This window comes from Mycobacterium kiyosense (assembly GCA_021654635.1).
GTDB classification, from domain to species: domain Bacteria; phylum Actinomycetota; class Actinomycetes; order Mycobacteriales; family Mycobacteriaceae; genus Mycobacterium; species Mycobacterium kiyosense.
In genome coordinates this window covers 6,072,548-6,089,336 of record AP025179.1, presented here as the reverse complement: position 1 = coordinate 6,089,336, position 16,789 = coordinate 6,072,548, and the positions used below count along the sequence as shown (strand labels likewise).

Sequence of the window (16,789 nt, the reverse complement as noted above, 5' to 3'; positions counted from 1 at the left end):
ACCGCAGTGACCAAGTCCCTACTTTTCGTCGAAAGCAAGCCCGCCTCATCGGATGTGGTCGACGAATACCACCGCTGGCACGACGAGGTCCACATTCCCGAGATGCTCGCCGTCGACGGGTTCGTGTCGGCGCGGCGCTGGCAGACCGACGGCGAGTCCTTCATCACCCTCTACGAGATCGACACCGACGTCGAGACCGCCCGCACCACGCTGCGCGCCGCCCTGGACTCCGGGAAAATGTCCAGACCCGTTGTGGTCCATACAGATCCACCGCCGGCGATGCGCTACCTGAGCCTGGTCAGCGAGCATCCCCGGGGTTCCTGACCCCGCACCGTGCCTTGACCCCGGTCGGTTCGGTCAGGCGTCGCGCAGCGCCGCGACCGTATCCGCGATGGTGGTGCGGGCGTCGCGGAAAGTGATCCCGAGATCACGTTCGGCGGGCGAGTCGTCGGATTGCGGCATCTGGGTGTAGTACTGCATGCCGGCGGCGGTGAACGGGTTGTCGAACGGCAGATACGGTCCCACAAAATCCAAAAGCGTTCCAGCAGCCCGCAATACGGAGTCGGGAACCGGAACCGAGATCATCGGGGTGCCGGCGGCGTCGCCCAGCATCTTCGCCAGATCCGCCACCGCGACCCGCTCACCTCCGGCCATATAGCGGCGCGGTCCGCGACCGGGCTCCAGCAGGGCCGCGTGCAGCGCTGCCACGTCACGCACGTCTACCACCGTCCAGGCGGCGCTGCGGCCGGGAATGGTGTGCATCTGCAGCGCCGCTCGGACCCCTTCGCCGGCCTCGCCGAACTGGTCACCCACCGGCGGTCCCAGCACCATGCCGGGATAGGTGATGTTGACCGGCGCGCCGGCGTCCTGCAGGCCGCGGGCGTAGATCTCGACCTGGGCCTTGGAGGTTCCGTAGCCGTCGGTTCCGCCGACCACCGGCAGGTCGGCGGTGAGCGTCGGCAGGTTCGGATGGAACAGGGCGGTGAAGCTCGACACGTGCACCACCGGGTCCAGGCCCACCTGGACGGCCTGCCCCAGCACGTTGCGGGCCCCCTCCATGTTGGTGGCCAGCATCTGTGGGGTCTGCCGTGGGTCGGTGGCCACCAGGGCGGCGCTGTGCACGACGGCGTCGCAGCCTTCGAGTGCCTTACGCACCGACTCGCCGTCCTTGATGTCACCGATGACGTAGTCGGAGGTATCCACCCCCCAGTGCGGCGACCGAAGTCTTCAGACGTTCGGGCTTGCGCACCAGGAACCGGACGGAATGCCCGGCGTCGGCGATGGCTTTGGCGGTCCAGCCGCCGACGAACCCCGTGCCTCCGGTGATCAGAACATGCATGCTTGCATTCTGCAATCGGCTTGTGCCCTCGGCCACATCGGGCTTGGGTTTCCGCGAATCACCCGTTGGGTAGTTCACTTTCTGAACTTTCTATTCCAGGAGGAACACCCGCCGTGGCCGTCAGCTTCCAAGACGTGATCAAGTCCAAATACCTGCTGTTGACGACATTCACCAAGGACGGCCGCCCCAAGCCGACCGCCATCTGGGGGGTGCCCGAGGGGGACCGCCTGCTGGTCATCACCGACGACGATTCCTGGAAAGTCAAGCGGATTCGCAACACGCCGCGGGTGACCATCGCCAAGAGCGGCGGCCTGGGCAGCCCGAAGAGTGAGGCCGTGGCGGGCGTCGCGCGTATCCTGCCGAAGTCCGAAACGAGGCGGGTTTACCACGCGGTGCTGCGGCGCTACTGGTACCACGCCTGGTGGTTCTATGCACACTCGATCGTCCGCGGCGGAATCGACAAAGTACACGTCGGCCTCGAGGTTTCCCCGGCCTGACATAAGTCCCCGGCTGAACCTGCCACCATGGAGCAGTGACCACAGCAATAATCGTGGGGGCTCTGGTCTTGTTGGGCCTGGGCATCGTCATCAACGGGCTGTTCCGATTGCGGAATTGGTTGAAGAACTCGCCCCCGCTGCCGCCGCCGCAAGACGACGACGAACCCGACTAGCGAACCGAACTAGGCCCCTATAGGTGGGCGGCCGCGAAATCCGCTGCCTGCCCGGCCATTCCGTTGACGGCGTACAACGTGTGCGCCACGGTGGGAGTGGTGCCGCCGCCCGCGCAGATATTGTCCCCGTCGGCGCACAGCTCGATGGTCTTGGCCTGGTAAGCGGGCCCGATGACGATCTGGGGTGCGCCGTACTGATCGAGGAACTCCGACGAGGGTGTCCCGAATAGTGCTACGGCGGCAACGTGATTCGCGACGTCCGGGGACAGCGGTTGAGGTACCGCGGCGGCCGGAACTCCGGGCGGCACGGCGGCCGCGGTGACGTAACCGGCCAAGGCCGCGCCCTGGGAGTAGCCGCCCAGAATCTGCTTGGTGTTGGGACAATTCGTTGCCGTCGACTGGACATGGCTGCCGGCATCCCGAATTCCGTCGATCACCGACGACGCGAACTGCGGGCTGGCGAAGTCGGTGCTGGCCGGATAGTTGACCGGATACACCCCGAGCGACCGCCCGCCGAGCTGCGCGCGAAGCGCATCGACGAAGGGGCCGCCGACGCTGCCGAGGCCCGGTGGCTCGCCGCTGCCGCGGGCGAAGATCACTTCGACATCCGGGCACGGCGCGGCGCCGGCCTCTGGAGCGGGCTCGAACAGCAACGCGAAAGCGCCGAGCACTGCGGTGACGCCGATGCCCGCGGCGATGCGGCGAATCGGTGTAGTGCTGTTCATGAGGTGTACCTGTCCTGCGCGCTGCGCGAAATATGTTCGGCCTCGGACCGTCCCGCGCGAGAGAGACTTAACGTTGTGCTCGCGCGGGACAGCCGGTGATTGGGCCGCGATTTACTTCTTGAATGCGTCCTTGATCTTCTCGCCGGCGTCTTTGAGGCTCGACTTGGCCTGGTCGACGCGACCCTCGTTCTCGGTGTCGCGGTCGCCGGTGACCTTGCCGACGGCCTCCTTGGCGCGACCGCCCAGGTCCTCGATCTTGTTCTTCGCTTTGTCTTCGCCGCTCATGTCGCTCCTTGTTGGTCGCGTTCGTGGACTCAGCCCGAGTACCCGATCACGGGCGGATCAAAAACTTCGCCGCCGCCGGCGGAACGAGTGCGCGACGCGGTTCCCGGCGTCTTTGACGTTCGCTTTGACCTGGTCGAGTCTGCCCTCGTACTCGGTGCGCCGGTCACCGGTGAGTCGGCCGACGGTTTCCTTCGCCCGGCCGCCCCAGTACTGCGCCGTGTTGCTCAACCTGTTCCCTGCCCTGTTTGCAGCCATGTTCTGCTGCATACCCGCAGGCCGATAGCTTCATTCAGGCGAGGGCAAGGCTGCTGGCGGCTAGCTGGTTGGCACCGTCCCGCGGGGCAGGGTGAGCGGCAGGTCGGCGTAGGTGGCGATACCCGGGGCGGCGGCGACCACAGCCGGGATCGCGTTGATCGCGGGCATCGCCGTCATGATGTGCCCCAGCGCCATGAACTCGGCGAGCGTGGTGGCCTGGAAATACGGCGGCGGCAGGAAGCCGACCTTGGTGGTCACCGTCGGCTGGCCGTCGACCTGGATCACCCAGCCGTCGCCGTCGATCTTCCAGTCCGGCTCCAGGGTCTGACCCTTGCGCCACCGCACGTTGAGGTCGACGACGGTGTTGCCGCCCACGATGCCCTGCCAGCTGATGTACACGCCCGCAACGCATCCGGCGTTGATGGTCCACGATTCCATCGCGAGGTCCTCGGTGGTTTGGGCGAATTCGGCGACACAGCGCACCTCGTCGAGTTCGACGCCGAGCGCGTCGGCGACCAGCCGGACCGCCTCGCCGAAGATCGCTGTCCCTTTCTGCGCCATCTGGGGCAGGTCGGGGTTGTCGATCGGCTGACCGAACCCGACCGGCTTCTCGGTGTCCGGCGAGTCGTAGAAGGTGGTGTCGGCGGCCTCGTTGACGGTGATCTTGTCGACCCGGTTACACACCATCGCCGACACGATGGCCAGCAGCTCGGCGAAGCCCGGACTCACGCCGGACCCGAACATCGTCGAACCGCCCTTCTCGCAGGCCTCGAGGATGCGGTCGCGGCCGGCGCCCAGGTTGTGCCCGGTGATGAACGACGCCGTCGTCACCACATTCACGCCTGCGGAAAGGATCCGGACCAGCTCGTCGACGTCGATCCACATCGGGTTGTAGACCACGCAGTCGGGTTTGAGGGCCAGCAGTTCCTCGACGTCGTTGGTGGCGGTCACCCCGAGTGGCTCGATGCCGACCAGTTCGCCGGCATCGCGACCGGCCTTCTCCGGGGACCAGGCGTAGCATCCCACCAGTTCGAACTGGGGGTTGGCGGCGAGCGACTGTAACGAGCTCTTGCCGACGTTTCCGGTGGTCCATTGCACGACGCGATATTTGTTGGGCACTCGCTCAGCATAGGCAAGCGCACCGCGCTCAGTAAGAGGATTCGGCCGCCAGAATCTCGGCCAGGAACGCGTCCTGCGGCGGTTCGTCCAACCGCGCTCGGACCCAGCGGCGGATCCGGTCCCGGATTTCCCGCGGTTCGCTGACGTCGGCGCCGACGACCACCGATGTCGACGGCCAGTCGTGATCCCAGGCCTCCGATTCGGTCAACGCGTGCTGCCGGCGGTCGAAGAGCGCGACAGCGGCGCGGCCCCGGGCGTCCAGGGCGGCGGTGCCGGTCACGTTCCCGGACCGCACCCGCACCGTGATGTCGGTCGCCGGGTGCGGGCCGATGAGGGCGGCGCGGACTTCGGCGATCACCGTCGGACCCGCTGCGGTGACGCGCCAGTCGACGGTGTCCTCGGCCGCGTCGAAGATGCCCGGCGGCACCGCGGCCCAGTTGATCGAGGCGACGCCGCGGCCGATCGCCGCCGCGATCCCCGGGCCGGCGTCGGAGCCCGCGGCCAGCGCGTAGTCGTCCCGACGCCGTTGCTGTAACGCCGGTGCCGAGGCTGAATCATCGACGGCCGCAAACAGTTCCGCCCAACCGATACCGTCGACACCGATCTCCTCGGCCAGCTCGGCACCCGCCCGCACCAGCTCCCGTACCCGGCGATCGCCGGAACCCAGCAGGGCGATCAGGGTCACCGCGTGCGGGGCGAGCAACCCGGCCACGTCGGAAGTCCAGGGTGTCGTCGGAGAAAAAAGGCCTGCGCGGCGACGGTCAGCAGCGCCACCTCGACGTCCAGCAGCGCCGCATCGAGACCCGGGATGCCGTCGCGCCGGCTCGCTGGCCACCATCGCCGCAACCAATGTCCGACCGCCAGTCTGTGCAGCGGCGCCAGTGACCCGGGCACCACGTCGACGCCGCCGACGTCCGCGCCCGACGCGATCGCCAGATGCCCCTCGGTTCCTACCAGACGCCACAGCCAGTCCGCCCGATCCGGATCGGTGAACGCGACCTGCACGTCATCCGCCGGGTCCGTCACGGTCCAGACCAGCACGGCCCCGGCGACTTCCAGGGCCGCGACCAGCGGCGAGGGCGGTGCGGGCTCGTTGACCAGTCTCATCCGGCCGCCTGCAGTTCCAGCATCGACTTGATGCGCTGGCGATGGTCCAGGCTCACCGATCGGGCCACGCCGTCCAGCAGCGTACGGACGTCTTCGACGTCGTCGCAGGGCTCCTGCCAGACGTCGCGCCCGTGCAGCCGTGCCCACAGCCGGCTCAGGTAGGGCTGGGCGAATGCGGCCAGCTCGTCAACCACCTGTTGCTGGCGCGGATGAATCGGTCCGCCGTCGGCGAGATACCGTCGCGCGTGCAGAACGTAGGCCTCCTTGCGCAGCCGGGCCTGGATCCGGGCGGCCAGCGCGTACCGGTTGGTGACGGCGCGGTCCAGCGGCGCGAGCTCGACGGCCACCTCGATGCCGGCCACCAGCGTGGCCTGCTTGTCCTCGCCGAGCAGACCCCAGGGCGCGCAGGAGCGGTCGACCTCCTCGGCGCACAGCATCGGGATGTCGGGCAGCGCGTCGCGGTCCAGGGCGCGCCGCAAGGTGGCGCGTACCCGGTCCAGCACGGTCCGGTCCAACGGCCGATCGCCGTCGGATTCTCCGGTGATCTGCGGTGGTCGTTGCGGCGCAACCGAACTCAGACCCAGCGCAACTATCGACCACGGCAGCTCGGCGGTTGCCCCGTGGGCCAGTGCACCCAGGTTGTATGGCGTGGTGTCGACCACCATCGCCGACCAGACCCGCTGGCGTGCGGTGGCCGCGTTGTGTCCGTGCGCGAGGCCGAGCACGGTCCGCAGTTCGGCCAGAAACGGTTCGAGCACCAGATCTTCGGCCCGCACATCCCGCCAGCTGCGGTGCAGCTGGGACGTGAGCGCAGCGACGACTTCGGCGTCGGCGATGTAGTCGTTGAGCACCTCGATCGCGGTGCGGTCCCGGGCCCCGGTGGATCTCGCCCAGCACCTCGGCGGCGGTCTGACGATCATGAGGCGTCGGCGCACCCTTGGTCACCGCGAGCTCGAAACACACCTGGAAGTACAGCTCCTGAGCGTTGCCGCTGCGGATCCGCAACCGGCGGCGCTCGGCCTTCAGTAAGTCGAACCAAGCTGCGGTGCAACGCAATTGGTGCATTCTGGGCAATGAGGCTGCTCATTGCGGCGGCCGCGTCGGCCGCGACGACCGGTGCCGAATACTGCGGGTTGGACCGTAGGCGCAGCACCAGTGGGTCGATGATGCGTTTGAGGGTCCGGGTCAGCGGGCCACCGTCGTCGGCACTGAGCACCTCGACCCCGGACCCGATCGCACGCCACGCCTGCTCGATCACCGCGCGGCGAGGCTGTCCCACACCGGCGGAGGCCGGCGCCTGCGGATCGGCGCTCATGGACCCAGGATATTGACTCACCGCGCACCATCCACGGCGAACGTCACCAACGCACCCCAGAACAACGGACTGGCGGTGACATCGCCGTCCCGCCAGCGCCGCATTTGCGCACGCTGCCAACGGTTCACGGCACACCCCGCATCGTCTTCCTGATGCGCGCTGTCCACGGCCGTCACCAACTCGGCCATCGGATCGGCGGAATCGTCCGCCCCAGAGCCGAATTGCCGGTAGGCGGCGGTGGTGGGCAGCGACCACAGCGTGGCGGTCACCAACTGTGCCCCGCCGAGGATCATCGCGGCCACCAGACCCGTCGCCTCGTCGAACTGATAGTCACCACCGGACGCGCAGGCCAACAGCGCCACTCGCGGCGGCATCGGCGTCCTGGCCGCCATCAGGTCCGACGCCGTCAACGGCCGGTGGTCGCCGATCGGCGCGGCGTTCCCGGGCATCGCCGCCGAACACGCCAAGTGCAGCGCGGCCCGTTCGGCGTGACCCGCCTCGCCATCGGCTGAGCTGGCGTGCCCGACATAGAGGAGCCGACTTGGTTGTTGCGCAAGCATTTCCGCCAGCCAGCGGCGGTCGGCGTCTTGGCGGCGGAACAGCTCGACCGCGGCGTCGGCGTCCGGCAACACGGTCCGCCGGCCCATCATGTCGCCGTAGTAGCGGGCCAGCGGAGTCTGCTGCGAAGGCCTGCCCAGCACCGAACCCAGGGCCGAGTCGGGACGCTGGCCCGGCACCCGAGGATCCAGTATCAGCAGCGGTGGGCGATCCCGACGGGACTGCCATGTCACTGCCGCGCGCGGTGTGTGCACGATGTGCTGGGGCACAGCCAGCAGCACGTCGACCAATTCCATCAACCGGAAGCCGTCGGTATGCGCGTCGATATCGGCCAGTTGCCAGGGGATTCGGGCTGCGCCCCGGCCGGCGGCGGTGATGGCTTCCTGCCGGGCGCGCACCAATTCCTGGTCGGTGGGCCCGGATTTCGGTAAGGCGAGTTGACCCCAGGGCACCCGGGCCAGCCGCGCGCTGGGCGAGACGAACAGCGTCGGGCGCGGTCCCGTCGACCCTGTCAGGCACTCCCACAGCAGCTGCCAGCCGGCAGTGGCGATCAGCAGCACACCGAGGATGTAGGCGACGGTGAGCTCGGAATCCGGTGTGGCGAAAGGTCCCCGGGTGAGCGCCCGTGCGATCGCCTCGCGACGGCCTTCGGACCCGACGGGCTCGGGCAGTGCATCGGTGATTTCCTGCAAGGCCGCCAACAGAATCGGTTCCTCCACCACCCAGGTCACCGGCGGCCGGCCGACGACTCGCAAGCTGGCGTAGGTGGCGATCCCCACGTCGGCGTAGCGCAGGATCAGCATCTCGGTCACGGCCAGGTGCACCAGGCCGGCCCGGCGGCCGTGACCTCCCGGCCGTACCGCTGGTGCGCCAGCGCGCGATACCTGCCCAGGATCGGCTGCGCGTCGGGCTGCATCCGCAGCGCGGGCAGCGGGCCCAGCCGGGTCAGCGAAAGCGGACCCGAGGCGGGTCCGTCGCCGATGTCGACGAATGCCGGTGGGGTCGCCGTCGCCTCCCAGTCGGCGATGGCCGCACGGCGTGGCTGATCAACGAAAGTTCCTCGGGCACTGTGGTACTCGACCAGTTCGGCGACCAGTTCGGAGTTCTCCCACTCCCACGCGACGGCGAACGCGCCGGCCAGTACCGGCGCCGAGACGCGTTGCGCCCACGAGCTTCTCGCATCGGCGTGGGCGATCGAGTAGCGAACCGAGTCGACGGCCAGCGCGGCGGGAACCTTGAGGTCGGCGGCCCGCTCGAGCTTGGTCATCGCCCGCCGGTGCTCGGGGGTGCCGACCTCGCCGTGCAGCAGTCCCAGCGACGTGGCCTGGCGTGCCTCGGTTTGTCGCAGTGTCTCGTCGGGATCGCCCGAGCCGTCGAAACCCATGTCCGCCAGCGCATCGGCCCGCCACACCACCCCAAGGTGATTGTCCAGCAGCGCGTACTGCAGCCAGCTACTGCGTGGCGACGAGTCCAGCAACTCCCGGGCCTGCGCGATCAGCTCGACCGCCTCGGCGAAGCGACCCCGGAATATCGCGATCCAGCTGCGCTGCAACAGGATACGGTGCAGGTGCAACGGCTTGCCGAGCTCGCGCCAGTGCCGCTCGGCGTGTTCCCAGCACTCGTCGGCGGCTTCCAGCGCACCCGCGGCCAATCGGGTGAGGCCCAGATACAGCCAGCAGCGCGACACATCGTGAGCACGCGCGTACCGGGCGATCACCGGATAGGCCTCCGACACCAGCCGCTCGGTGGCGGTGTGATCGCCCAGCGACCAGCCCGCCGCCGCGCGCTCCAATTGCGTTCGGGCACTGTCGAGTTCCCACCCGTTGGCGTTCGCCCGCGCGCCGGCGCGCCGCAGCCATGGTTCGGCTTCGGCCAGCCGTCCCGTCTCGACGCAGAATCTGCCGTAGCCGGTGGCCGCCGAAACCCAGAGATGTTCGGCATATATCGAGCTGCCGAAGCCGCGGTTCAACGCCTCGAGCACCTGGTCCCAGAGGGGGACCGACCGCACCTGCAGGTCGTCGTCGCACAGCGCGACAGCGCACAGCGTCCGGGCGTGCAGCAAGAGCAGACCGTGCTCGTCGGCCAGATCGGCGAAAGTATCGTCGCCGTCGTCCAGGTCGGCCAGAGCGGTTGCGGCGCCCTCGTGATCGCCCTGCGCCGCGGCCAACCCGACCCGGAGAAGTCCTGCTCGCCGGGAATAGCGCTGCACCAGGTGCGCGATCGCGGGACCCGGCATCTGCACCAGGGCGGCAGCGTCCGGCCGGGTGCCGGCGAGGATCCCACGATAGATCGCCAGCGGCCCCAAGATGCGCCGAATGCATTCGCGCACACCGTCATTCGCGCCCCGAACCAGGTAGATCTCACCGAGCTGGGCGAAGACCTCCAACAGCAGATCGTCGCGATCTTCGTGCTCGATGAGCGGCATCAGCGACAACAGCAGATCCCGCGCCGAATCCTCGTCGGCGGCGCACGCCAAGTCCCGCGCGCGCTCCAGCTCGTCGCGGATCGACACGGCTGCATCATAAGTCCGGCGCGGCGGGCATCGACTGTATGCCCGCCGCGCCGGATCACCCCTCATCAGCCGCAGGTCACCTTGATACTGAAGTCTTTGGTGATCATGCCCGCCAGCGGGTTTCTCAGGTCCGCGCCCTGCGCCTGCCCGGTGATGGTGTAGGTCTTGCCCTCCACCGCGACCTTGGCCGAGCCGACCTTGCTGCCCATGTTGTCGGCCACCGACAGGGCATTGCCGTCCACGACCAGAGCCAGCGAGTCGACCGTGGGCGGGTTCGCGTCGGTCATCACCACCGCCAGTGCCTGTTGCTGGCCGTTGGTGGCCCCGCTGCCGATGTTGATCTTGCCGCCCTGTTTGACGCAGGTCACCGACGACGGGTTGACCCCGGCCAGGTCGGTGCCGCCCACTTTGACCTCGGTGGCGCCGCCGCCGGCGGAAATACTCGATGCCGGGCCGTTGGACGCCGGGCCGGCCGTGTGGCCGCCGCTGGAACACCCCACCAGCACCGTCGCGCAGCCAAGGGTGCCGATCGCAGCCGCGATAACACGATTCATCGAACTTCCTTCCGTCATGCGCCGCCCCGTTGGCGTCGTCATGGCAGAAGTACAGACCGCCGCGCTCGCTACCGATCCCAATTATGGTGGCGGCATGTCAAGTGTGAAGTGGCTCAAACAGCCCGAGGACCACGACTTTCCAGCCGCCGCCGACTATCTCGCCCTGCTCGCCGACATGCACACCGTCAACGACGTGACGGACAAGCTGCGCGCTGCGAGCATCGTGCACAAGAAGGCCAAGGACATCCTGCGGGCCGCGCGGTTACGGCTGCTGCCCGAGGAAAATCCGCACGTCGCCGCGGATCTGGCCAAGATCAAGAAGGGTCAGCCGCTCTCGCCGATCCTGCTGGTGCGCGGCGATTACACCAAAGGTGTCCCGCTGCAGATCGCCGACGGCTACCACCGGGTGTGCGCGAGCTACCACACCGACGAGAACACCGATATCCCGGTGGTTTTGGTCTGAGGGCCGAGGAGTTATTCGTCGACCGCGACGCCACCCCGGGTGCGCCGGCGGCGATGGGAGGTTTTGCCGGTCGGACGGCGGTTGCGTAGCCGCGGTTGCCCGGACGAGTCGGGCACCGGTGCCTCGACGGTTTCCGCCGTGGCGGCCTCGGTGTCCTCGTCGGCGACCGTTTCCGGCTCGGGGCTCTCGTCCTTTTCCAGGTTGACGCCCGCGGGGGCCACCTCGGTGTCAGCCGGGACGGTCTGGCTGGTCTCGGTCTTCGCCGCGACGGTCTCGGCGTCTTCCTCGGCCTCGGCTGCCTCGACGCCGTCGTCCTCGGCGTCGGCAACCTCGTCCTCGTCGTCTTCGTCTTCGTCGTCAGCGACGTGATCGTCGGACTCGCCGACCGCGCCGCGCTTCTTCCCGCGCAGGCCGCGCTTCTTTTCCTTCTTGTCTTTCTTCGGCTTGATCGGTTTCGGCGGAGGCGGCGGAAGCTCGGCGACGAACGACAGGTAGAACGCGAAGAAGCCCAGCACCGCGATCGCGGCGGCAGCGCCGTAGATCGCGAACAACCACTGGCCGGCTTTGTCGAGGCTGAGCCAGTTCTCGCTGATCGCGGTGCCCACGATCAGGACTGCGGCGGTGACATGCGCCACGATCGACCAGGTTCGGATCGTGAGTGCCAACTGCGGTGTGCCCAGTTCGGGCTTGCGGGTGCGTAACAGGGTGAACACCACCGGCAGCGCGGCCAACCCGATCAGCACGCCTGCGACGATGCGCAGCGCCATCCCCAGCCCCTGACTGGTGTCGCCCACCAGTTCGGGCCATCGGGGCAGTACGAAATAGAAGTAGAGGACGCCGGCGCCGATCGTGAACGACGCGTGCCACAGCATGGCGACTTTGCGCCCCATACCCCTCCTCAGGCTGGTCTGCTCAGGCCGCGGAAGTCGACCGGGACCGGTATCGTCCCTGGTCACACGGCGGACCGTTTGGCGGAGGATGCGGGATTTGAACCCGCGAGGGCTGTTAACCCAACCCGCGTTCCAGGCGAGCGCCATAGGCCACTAGGCGAATCCTCCGTGGTCATGGTAGCGGCTGAACGGAGTCGAGTGTCCCTTGGACCTGCCGACCGGCCTCTCCAAGCCGTCGCCGAGGCGTCCGATCGCAGGTATTACACTCGCCGATGGACCCCGCGCGGCGTCTATCCTGTGAACTCCCCCCAGGGCCGGAAGGCAGCAAGGGTCAATGGGCTCTGTCGGGTGCGCGGGGTCCCCTCTGTGAGATCACGTCTGATTTCGTTTCTGACGGCGAAAGGGCCGCATGGTGTCGTTCGAGTCCCTCAGCCCTGACGAACTGTCCGGGGTGCATGCCCGCCACCAGCAGGAGTACGCGGCACTGCAAGCCAAGAAGCTCGCGCTGGACCTCACCCGCGGAAAGCCGGCACCCGAGCAGCTCGACCTGTCCAACCAGCTGCTGAGCCTGCCCGGCGACGAATCCAAGGACAGCTACAGGGACCCGGAGGGTACCGACACCCGCAACTACGGCGGCCTGCACGGCCTGCCCGGCCTGCGGGCGATCTTCGCCGAGCTGCTGGGCCTACCCGTGCAGAACCTGATCGCCGGCAACAACGCCAGCCTGGAGTTCATGCACGACGTCGTCACCTTCTCGATGCTGCACGGCGGCGTCGACTCGCCGCGGCCCTGGATCAAAGAACCTGCCGTCAAGTTCCTGTGCCCGGTACCCGGCTACGACCGGCACTTCGCCATCACCGAGACGCTGGGCATCGAGATGATCCCGATCCCGATGCTCGAGGACGGCCCCGACGTCGGCCTGATCGAAGAACTGGTCGCCGCCGACCCGGCGATCAAAGGCATGTGGACGGTGCCGGTGTTCGGCAATCCGACCGGGATCACCTACTCGTGGGAGACCGTGCGCCGCCTGGTGCAGATGCAGACGGCGGCCCCCGACTTCCGGCTGTTCTGGGACAACGCGTACGCGGTGCACACGTTGACCCACGAGTTCATCCGTCAGGTCGACGTACTGGGACTGGCCACCAAGGCCGGCAACCCCAACCGGCCCTACATCTTCGCCTCCACCTCGAAGATCACCTTCGCCGGTGCCGGTGTGAGCTTCTTCGGCGGATCGCTGGGCAACATCGCCTGGTACCTGCAGTACGCCGCGAAGAAGTCGATCGGCCCGGACAAGGTCAACCAGTTGCGGCACCTGCGCTTCTTCGGCGACGCCGACGGCGTCCGGTTGCACATGCAGCGGCACCAGCAGATCCTGGCGCCGAAATTCGCGCTGGTGGCCGAGATTCTGGAACAGCGGCTCGGGGAGTCCAAGATCGCCTCGTGGACCGACCCCAAGGGCGGTTACTTCGTCAGCCTCGACGTCATGCCGGGTACTGCGCGTCGCACGGTCGCGCTGGCCAAGGACGCAGGTATCGCGGTCACCGAAGCAGGTGCGTCCTTCCCGTACCGCAAGGACCCGGACGACAAGAACATCCGGATCGCGCCGTCGTTCCCGTCGCTGCCGGACCTGCGCGACGCCGTCGACGGGCTGTCGACCTGCGCGCTGCTGGCCGCCACCGAGTCGTTGCTCGACAGGTAGATCCGCGCGTCGGCGCAGCGGTCCGCTCAACGCGGGGAGCGCCTGACCACGGCTCCCCCTATCGGTGGATGCCTGATCCCCCTATTGGTGGGAATTTCAAAGTAGCGCAAGGCTTTTGGTCTGTTACCAGAGCACCCGACAGTGCGCTGAGTTAATTTCAGTCTGCGCCGTATCCGGGTCCTGAGAGCCGTCGAAATCCGGTTTTTGGAGTGCGGCGATCGGTTGCTGAGCGCCGAGGTTCGGTGCCGTCGAGTTCTGGTCGGGAGGCCTTCGTGTCGTCGCATGTGGTTGCAGCTCCGGAGGCGCTGGAGGCGGTGTCGGCGAAGTTGGCCGGTATCGGTGCTGCGGTCAGGTCGGCGGCAGCATCGGCGGCGCCGGCCACGGTGGGCTTGGTGCCGGCGGCCGCCGACGAGGTGTCGGCGGCGGTGTCGAACTTCTTCGGCGACTTCGCCCGGGAGTTCCAGACACTGGACGCGCAGGTGGGGCTGGCGCACGAACGGTTCGTGAGCACCATGTCCGCGAGTGCGGCGGCATATGCCGGTGCCGAGGCGGTCAACGTGGCGCCGTTGCAAACCGCGCTGGATGTGATCAACGCGCCGACGGAGTGGTTGTTCGGGCGCCCATTGATCGGCAACGGAGCCGACGGCGCCGCGGGCACCGGGCAGGCCGGAGGGGACGGCGGCTTCCTGTGGGGTAACGGTGGTGCCGGTGGTTCGGGCGGGGCCGGGCAAGCCGGTGGCAAGGGTGGATCCGCGGGGCTGCTCGGGCGTGGCGGTGCCGGCGGAGCCGGCGGAGATGGTCTCAACGGTGGCGCCGCGGGGCTGGCGGGTCGGGCGGAGCCGGCGGCTGGTGGGCCGGTCGCGGCGGAGCCGGTGGTGTCGGTGGGATCGGCGCGGACAGCACGACCGGTGCCGGGGGCGCGGGTGGTGCCGGTGGCGCCGGAGGTGTCGGGCGGGCGGTGTTCTGGGGACCCGGCGGCGCCGGCGGAGCCGGTGGTGACGGCGGATCGAGTTTGGCGGCGGGCGCCACCGGTGCCGCCGGATACACCGGCGGGGCCGGCGGCCGGGGCGGTGCCGGCGGGACAAGTTGGGGTCTGTTCAGTGTCGGCGGTTCCGGTGGCGCCGGCGGCGACGGCGGGGTGGGTGGTGTCGGTGGAACCGGCGCGGCCAGCACGACCTGGGGTGTGGTCGGCGGGACCGGTGGAATCGGGGGCGCCGGCGGCAACGCCGGGGCAGGCGGTGCCGGTGGCTCGGCGGGTCTCTTCGGGACGGGCTTCCTGGGCGCCACCGGGCATACCGGTGCCGCCGGTGTGGGTGGTACCGGCGGTTCTGGTGGCACCGGGGGCCTGGGTGGCGCCGCGACGGCCGGCTTCAACGCTTTCGGCGCTGCTGGCGGCACCGGCAGCGCCGCCGTCGGGGTGTCCGGCGGGGCCGGAGGTGTAGGCGGAACCGGCGGCTCCGGCGGCACGGTGACCACCATCTCGGGCCTGAACTCCCCGTACGGCGTCGCGCTCGACCCGGGCGGCTACGTCTACGTCACCAACCCCAACGGCGCCGCGGTGTCGGTGATCGATCCGGTGACCAACACGGTCGTCGCCAGCATTCCCGTCGCAAATCCGACAGGTATCGCGGTCAATCCCGGTGGCAATATCTATGTCACCAACCCCAACAGCAACTCGGTCGCGGTGATCGACCCCGTCACCAACACCGTCACCGGCGGCATCGGAGTCGGGCAGACTCCCTACGGGGTGGCGGTCAACCCGGGTGGCGACGTCTACGTCACGAACGCCTCCGGCAACTCGGTATCGGTGATCAACCCCGCCACCAACACGGTGACCGGCATCGGGGTCGGCCAGGCCCCCTATGGAGTGGCGGTCGATCCGGGCGGCAACGTGTACGTCGCCAACTACGGCAGCGACACGGTGTCGGTGATCAACCCGGCCACCAACACCGTCACCGGATCGCCGATCGGCGTCGGCGACGGTCCGTACGGCGTCGCGGTCAATCCGGGCGGCAATGTCTACGTCACCAACACCGCCAGCGGCACGGTCTCGGTGATCGACCCCGCCACCAACACCGTCACCGGCACCGTCGCCGCTGGGAGTTCTCCCTACGGGGTGGCGGTCAGTCCGACCAGCGACTACGTCTTCGTCACCAACCGCCTAGCGGACGGCACGGTCTCGGTGATCAACCCGACCACCAACACCGTCACCGCAACCATCCCGGTTGGTTCGTCGCCGTACGGCGTGGCCATCGACCCGGTGACCGGGGCGGTCTACGTCGCCAACTTCCAGAGCGGCACCGTCTCGGTGATCAGCGCATGACCTGACTTAAAGTTTGCCGGTTCGTCCCGGAGAGGAGGCGCGACAGGGTGCTGGGGCTGGCCGCTGACGCGCGGAGCGCAGTTGCTGTTGTTTTTGAAGTTTGCTGTCATCGGGCGTAGTTAGGAGATATTGGTGTCTTCATTCTTGGTTGTCGATACGGATGTGCTGGCTGCGGCGTCGGCGGACGCCGCCAAGATCGGTTCGGCGGTGAGGTCGGCGGCGGCGTCGGTGGCTCCGGCCACGATCAGTGTGCTGCCGGCGGCTGCCGACGAGGTGTCGGCCGCGGTGTCGACTTGGTTCAGCGAATTCGGGCAGGAGTTCCAGACCGTCGGTGCGCAAGTGGGTCTGGCACACGAACGCTTCGTGCAAGCGCTGAACTCGAGTGCCGGCGCGTATGCCGGGGCCGAGGCGGCCGCCGTGGCGCCGTTGCAGACGTTGCTGGACGTGATCAATGCGCCGACGGAGTGGTTGTTTGGGCGCCCGTTGATCGGTAACGGAGCCGACGGCGCCGCGGGCACTGGGCAGGCCGGTGGCGACGGCGGCTTCTTGTGGGGCAACGGTGGTGCCGGCGGTTCGGGCGGGCTGGGCAGGCCGGCGGTAAGGGCGGATCGGCGGGGCTGCTCGGGCGCGGTGGCGCCGGGGAGCAGGCGGAAACGGCGTCAACGGTGGGGCCGGCGGCGCCGGCGGGGCCGGGGAGCCGGCGGCTGGTGGAGCCCGGCGGGGCCGGCGGTATCGGCGGAAACGGGGCGGACAGCACGACGGGAGCCGGCGGTGCCGGGGGCGCAGGCGGTGCCGGGGGTGCCGGGCGCTCGCTGCTGTTCGGGATCGGCGGACACGGCGGAGCCGGCGGCTCGGGGCGGCGAGCCTCACCGTAGCTGCCTCGGGCGTCAACGGCGCCTCCGGCGACACCGGTTTCGCCGGTGGCGCGGGTGGCCGCGGCGGCGCGGGCGGGGCCAGTTGGGGGTTGTTCGGTCA

At 68.7% G+C, this 16,789-nt stretch carries 14 protein-coding genes, 1 tRNA gene, 1 other RNA gene and 5 pseudogenes; 9 read left to right on the top strand and 12 right to left on the bottom strand.

The annotated features are described in order from the left end of the window. Positions 1 to 6 precede the first annotated feature (6 nt). Positions 7 to 324 carry a hypothetical protein gene (locus L6444_RS28800; RefSeq protein WP_236978871.1) on the top strand — a complete coding sequence of 106 codons (318 nt, stop codon included), beginning with the start codon at positions 7 to 9 and terminating at the stop codon, positions 322 to 324. 33 nt (positions 325 to 357) lie between these two features. Here L6444_RS28800 and L6444_RS28795 read toward each other — a convergent pair. Further along, a pseudogene (locus L6444_RS28795) lies at positions 358 to 1,339 on the bottom strand (NAD-dependent epimerase/dehydratase family protein). A 113-nt stretch (positions 1,340 to 1,452) separates the two neighbouring features. Here L6444_RS28795 and L6444_RS28790 point away from each other — a divergent pair. Further along, positions 1,453 to 1,836, top strand: coding sequence for a PPOX class F420-dependent oxidoreductase (locus L6444_RS28790; RefSeq protein ID WP_236978869.1), 384 nt, complete (start codon positions 1,453 to 1,455; stop codon positions 1,834 to 1,836). Positions 1,837 to 1,871: 35 nt separating this feature from the next. Then, positions 1,872 to 2,009, top strand: coding sequence for a hypothetical protein (locus tag L6444_RS28785; RefSeq protein ID WP_236978867.1), 138 nt, complete (start codon positions 1,872 to 1,874; stop codon positions 2,007 to 2,009). A 17-nt stretch (positions 2,010 to 2,026) separates the two neighbouring features. On the opposite strand, the gene L6444_RS28780 is transcribed toward L6444_RS28785, so the two are convergent. The 9 genes and pseudogenes from L6444_RS28780 to L6444_RS28740 form a co-directional block, all read right to left on the bottom strand. Further along, positions 2,027 to 2,734 carry a cutinase family protein gene (locus L6444_RS28780; RefSeq protein WP_289624958.1) on the bottom strand — a complete coding sequence of 236 codons (708 nt, stop codon included), beginning with the start codon at positions 2,732 to 2,734 and terminating at the stop codon, positions 2,027 to 2,029. 111 nt (positions 2,735 to 2,845) lie between these two features. Further along, entirely contained in the window at positions 2,846 to 3,019 is a 174-nt protein-coding gene (locus L6444_RS28775; protein ID WP_236978865.1) for a CsbD family protein, read from the bottom strand. Between the two features lie 57 nt (positions 3,020 to 3,076). Beyond that, on the bottom strand, positions 3,077 to 3,247 hold the full coding sequence (locus L6444_RS28770; protein ID WP_236978862.1) for a CsbD family protein: 171 nt from the start codon (positions 3,245 to 3,247) through the stop codon (positions 3,077 to 3,079). Positions 3,248 to 3,334: 87 nt separating this feature from the next. Then, positions 3,335 to 4,393 carry an NAD(P)H-dependent amine dehydrogenase family protein gene (locus L6444_RS28765; protein WP_236978861.1) on the bottom strand — a complete coding sequence of 353 codons (1,059 nt, stop codon included), beginning with the start codon at positions 4,391 to 4,393 and terminating at the stop codon, positions 3,335 to 3,337. A 28-nt stretch (positions 4,394 to 4,421) separates the two neighbouring features. Continuing rightward, positions 4,422 to 5,500 (bottom strand): annotated as a pseudogene (locus L6444_RS28760) (hypothetical protein). Further along, positions 5,497 to 6,815 (bottom strand): annotated as a pseudogene (locus tag L6444_RS28755) (hypothetical protein). The pseudogenes L6444_RS28760 and L6444_RS28755 overlap by 4 nt, the downstream one beginning before the upstream one ends. Positions 6,816 to 6,832: 17 nt before the next feature. After that, positions 6,833 to 8,176, bottom strand: coding sequence for a CHAT domain-containing protein (locus tag L6444_RS28750; RefSeq protein WP_236984483.1), 1,344 nt, complete (start codon positions 8,174 to 8,176; stop codon positions 6,833 to 6,835). A gap of 5 nt (positions 8,177 to 8,181) precedes the next feature. After that, the gene (locus tag L6444_RS28745; protein WP_236978851.1) at positions 8,182 to 9,885 is read right to left on the bottom strand and encodes a hypothetical protein; all 1,704 of its coding nucleotides are present in this window, start codon (positions 9,883 to 9,885) and stop codon (positions 8,182 to 8,184) included. A gap of 65 nt (positions 9,886 to 9,950) precedes the next feature. Beyond that, the gene (locus tag L6444_RS28740) at positions 9,951 to 10,439 is read right to left on the bottom strand and encodes a lipoprotein LpqH (RefSeq protein WP_236978849.1); all 489 of its coding nucleotides are present in this window, start codon (positions 10,437 to 10,439) and stop codon (positions 9,951 to 9,953) included. A gap of 94 nt (positions 10,440 to 10,533) precedes the next feature. Here L6444_RS28740 and L6444_RS28735 point away from each other — a divergent pair, with 94 nt between their 5' ends. Then, the gene (locus L6444_RS28735) at positions 10,534 to 10,902 is read left to right on the top strand and encodes a hypothetical protein (RefSeq protein WP_236978847.1); all 369 of its coding nucleotides are present in this window, start codon (positions 10,534 to 10,536) and stop codon (positions 10,900 to 10,902) included. 11 nt (positions 10,903 to 10,913) lie between these two features. On the opposite strand, the gene L6444_RS28730 is transcribed toward L6444_RS28735, so the two are convergent. Together L6444_RS28730 and L6444_RS28725 are read right to left on the bottom strand one after the other, a co-directional pair. Then, positions 10,914 to 11,792 (bottom strand): hypothetical protein, encoded by an 879-nt coding sequence (locus L6444_RS28730; protein ID WP_236978845.1) that lies wholly within the window; start codon positions 11,790 to 11,792, stop codon positions 10,914 to 10,916. 79 nt (positions 11,793 to 11,871) lie between these two features. Next, positions 11,872 to 11,960 (bottom strand) — tRNA-Ser (locus L6444_RS28725). A 102-nt stretch (positions 11,961 to 12,062) separates the two neighbouring features. Between L6444_RS28725 and ffs the strand changes: the two genes are divergently transcribed. The 5 genes and pseudogenes from ffs to L6444_RS30905 form a co-directional block, all read left to right on the top strand. Beyond that, positions 12,063 to 12,160, top strand: an RNA gene (ffs, locus tag L6444_RS28720) — signal recognition particle sRNA small type. 44 nt (positions 12,161 to 12,204) lie between these two features. Further along, positions 12,205 to 13,491 carry an aminotransferase class I/II-fold pyridoxal phosphate-dependent enzyme gene (locus L6444_RS28715; RefSeq protein WP_236978844.1) on the top strand — a complete coding sequence of 429 codons (1,287 nt, stop codon included), beginning with the start codon at positions 12,205 to 12,207 and terminating at the stop codon, positions 13,489 to 13,491. Positions 13,492 to 13,775: 284 nt separating this feature from the next. Then, positions 13,776 to 15,634, top strand: a pseudogene (locus tag L6444_RS31360) (PE domain-containing protein); the annotation flags it as partial. After that, positions 15,608 to 15,814, top strand: a complete 207-nt coding sequence (locus L6444_RS31355) for a YncE family protein (protein ID WP_459561292.1) — start codon at positions 15,608 to 15,610, stop codon at positions 15,812 to 15,814. The pseudogene L6444_RS31360 and the gene L6444_RS31355, both read left to right, overlap by 27 nt. Before the next feature lie 132 nt (positions 15,815 to 15,946). Continuing rightward, positions 15,947 to 16,671: pseudogene (locus L6444_RS30905) on the top strand (PE family protein); the annotation flags it as partial. Positions 16,672 to 16,789 lie beyond the last annotated feature (118 nt).

What these genes read in the sequence shown, in the direction of transcription:
- L6444_RS28730 (WP_236978845.1), bottom strand. Translation starts at nt 11,792, where the DNA reads ATGGGGCGCAAAGTCGCCATGCTGTGGCACGCGTCGTTCACGATCGGC.
- L6444_RS28735 (WP_236978847.1), top strand. Translation starts at nt 10,534, where the DNA reads ATGTCAAGTGTGAAGTGGCTCAAACAGCCCGAGGACCACGACTTTCCA.
- L6444_RS28750 (WP_236984483.1), bottom strand. Translation starts at nt 8,176, where the DNA reads ATGCTGATCCTGCGCTACGCCGACGTGGGGATCGCCACCTACGCCAGC.
- L6444_RS28780 (WP_289624958.1), bottom strand. Translation starts at nt 2,734, where the DNA reads ATGAACAGCACTACACCGATTCGCCGCATCGCCGCGGGCATCGGCGTC.
- L6444_RS28740 (WP_236978849.1), bottom strand. Translation starts at nt 10,439, where the DNA reads ATGAATCGTGTTATCGCGGCTGCGATCGGCACCCTTGGCTGCGCGACG.
- L6444_RS28775 (WP_236978865.1), bottom strand. Translation starts at nt 3,019, where the DNA reads ATGAGCGGCGAAGACAAAGCGAAGAACAAGATCGAGGACCTGGGCGGT.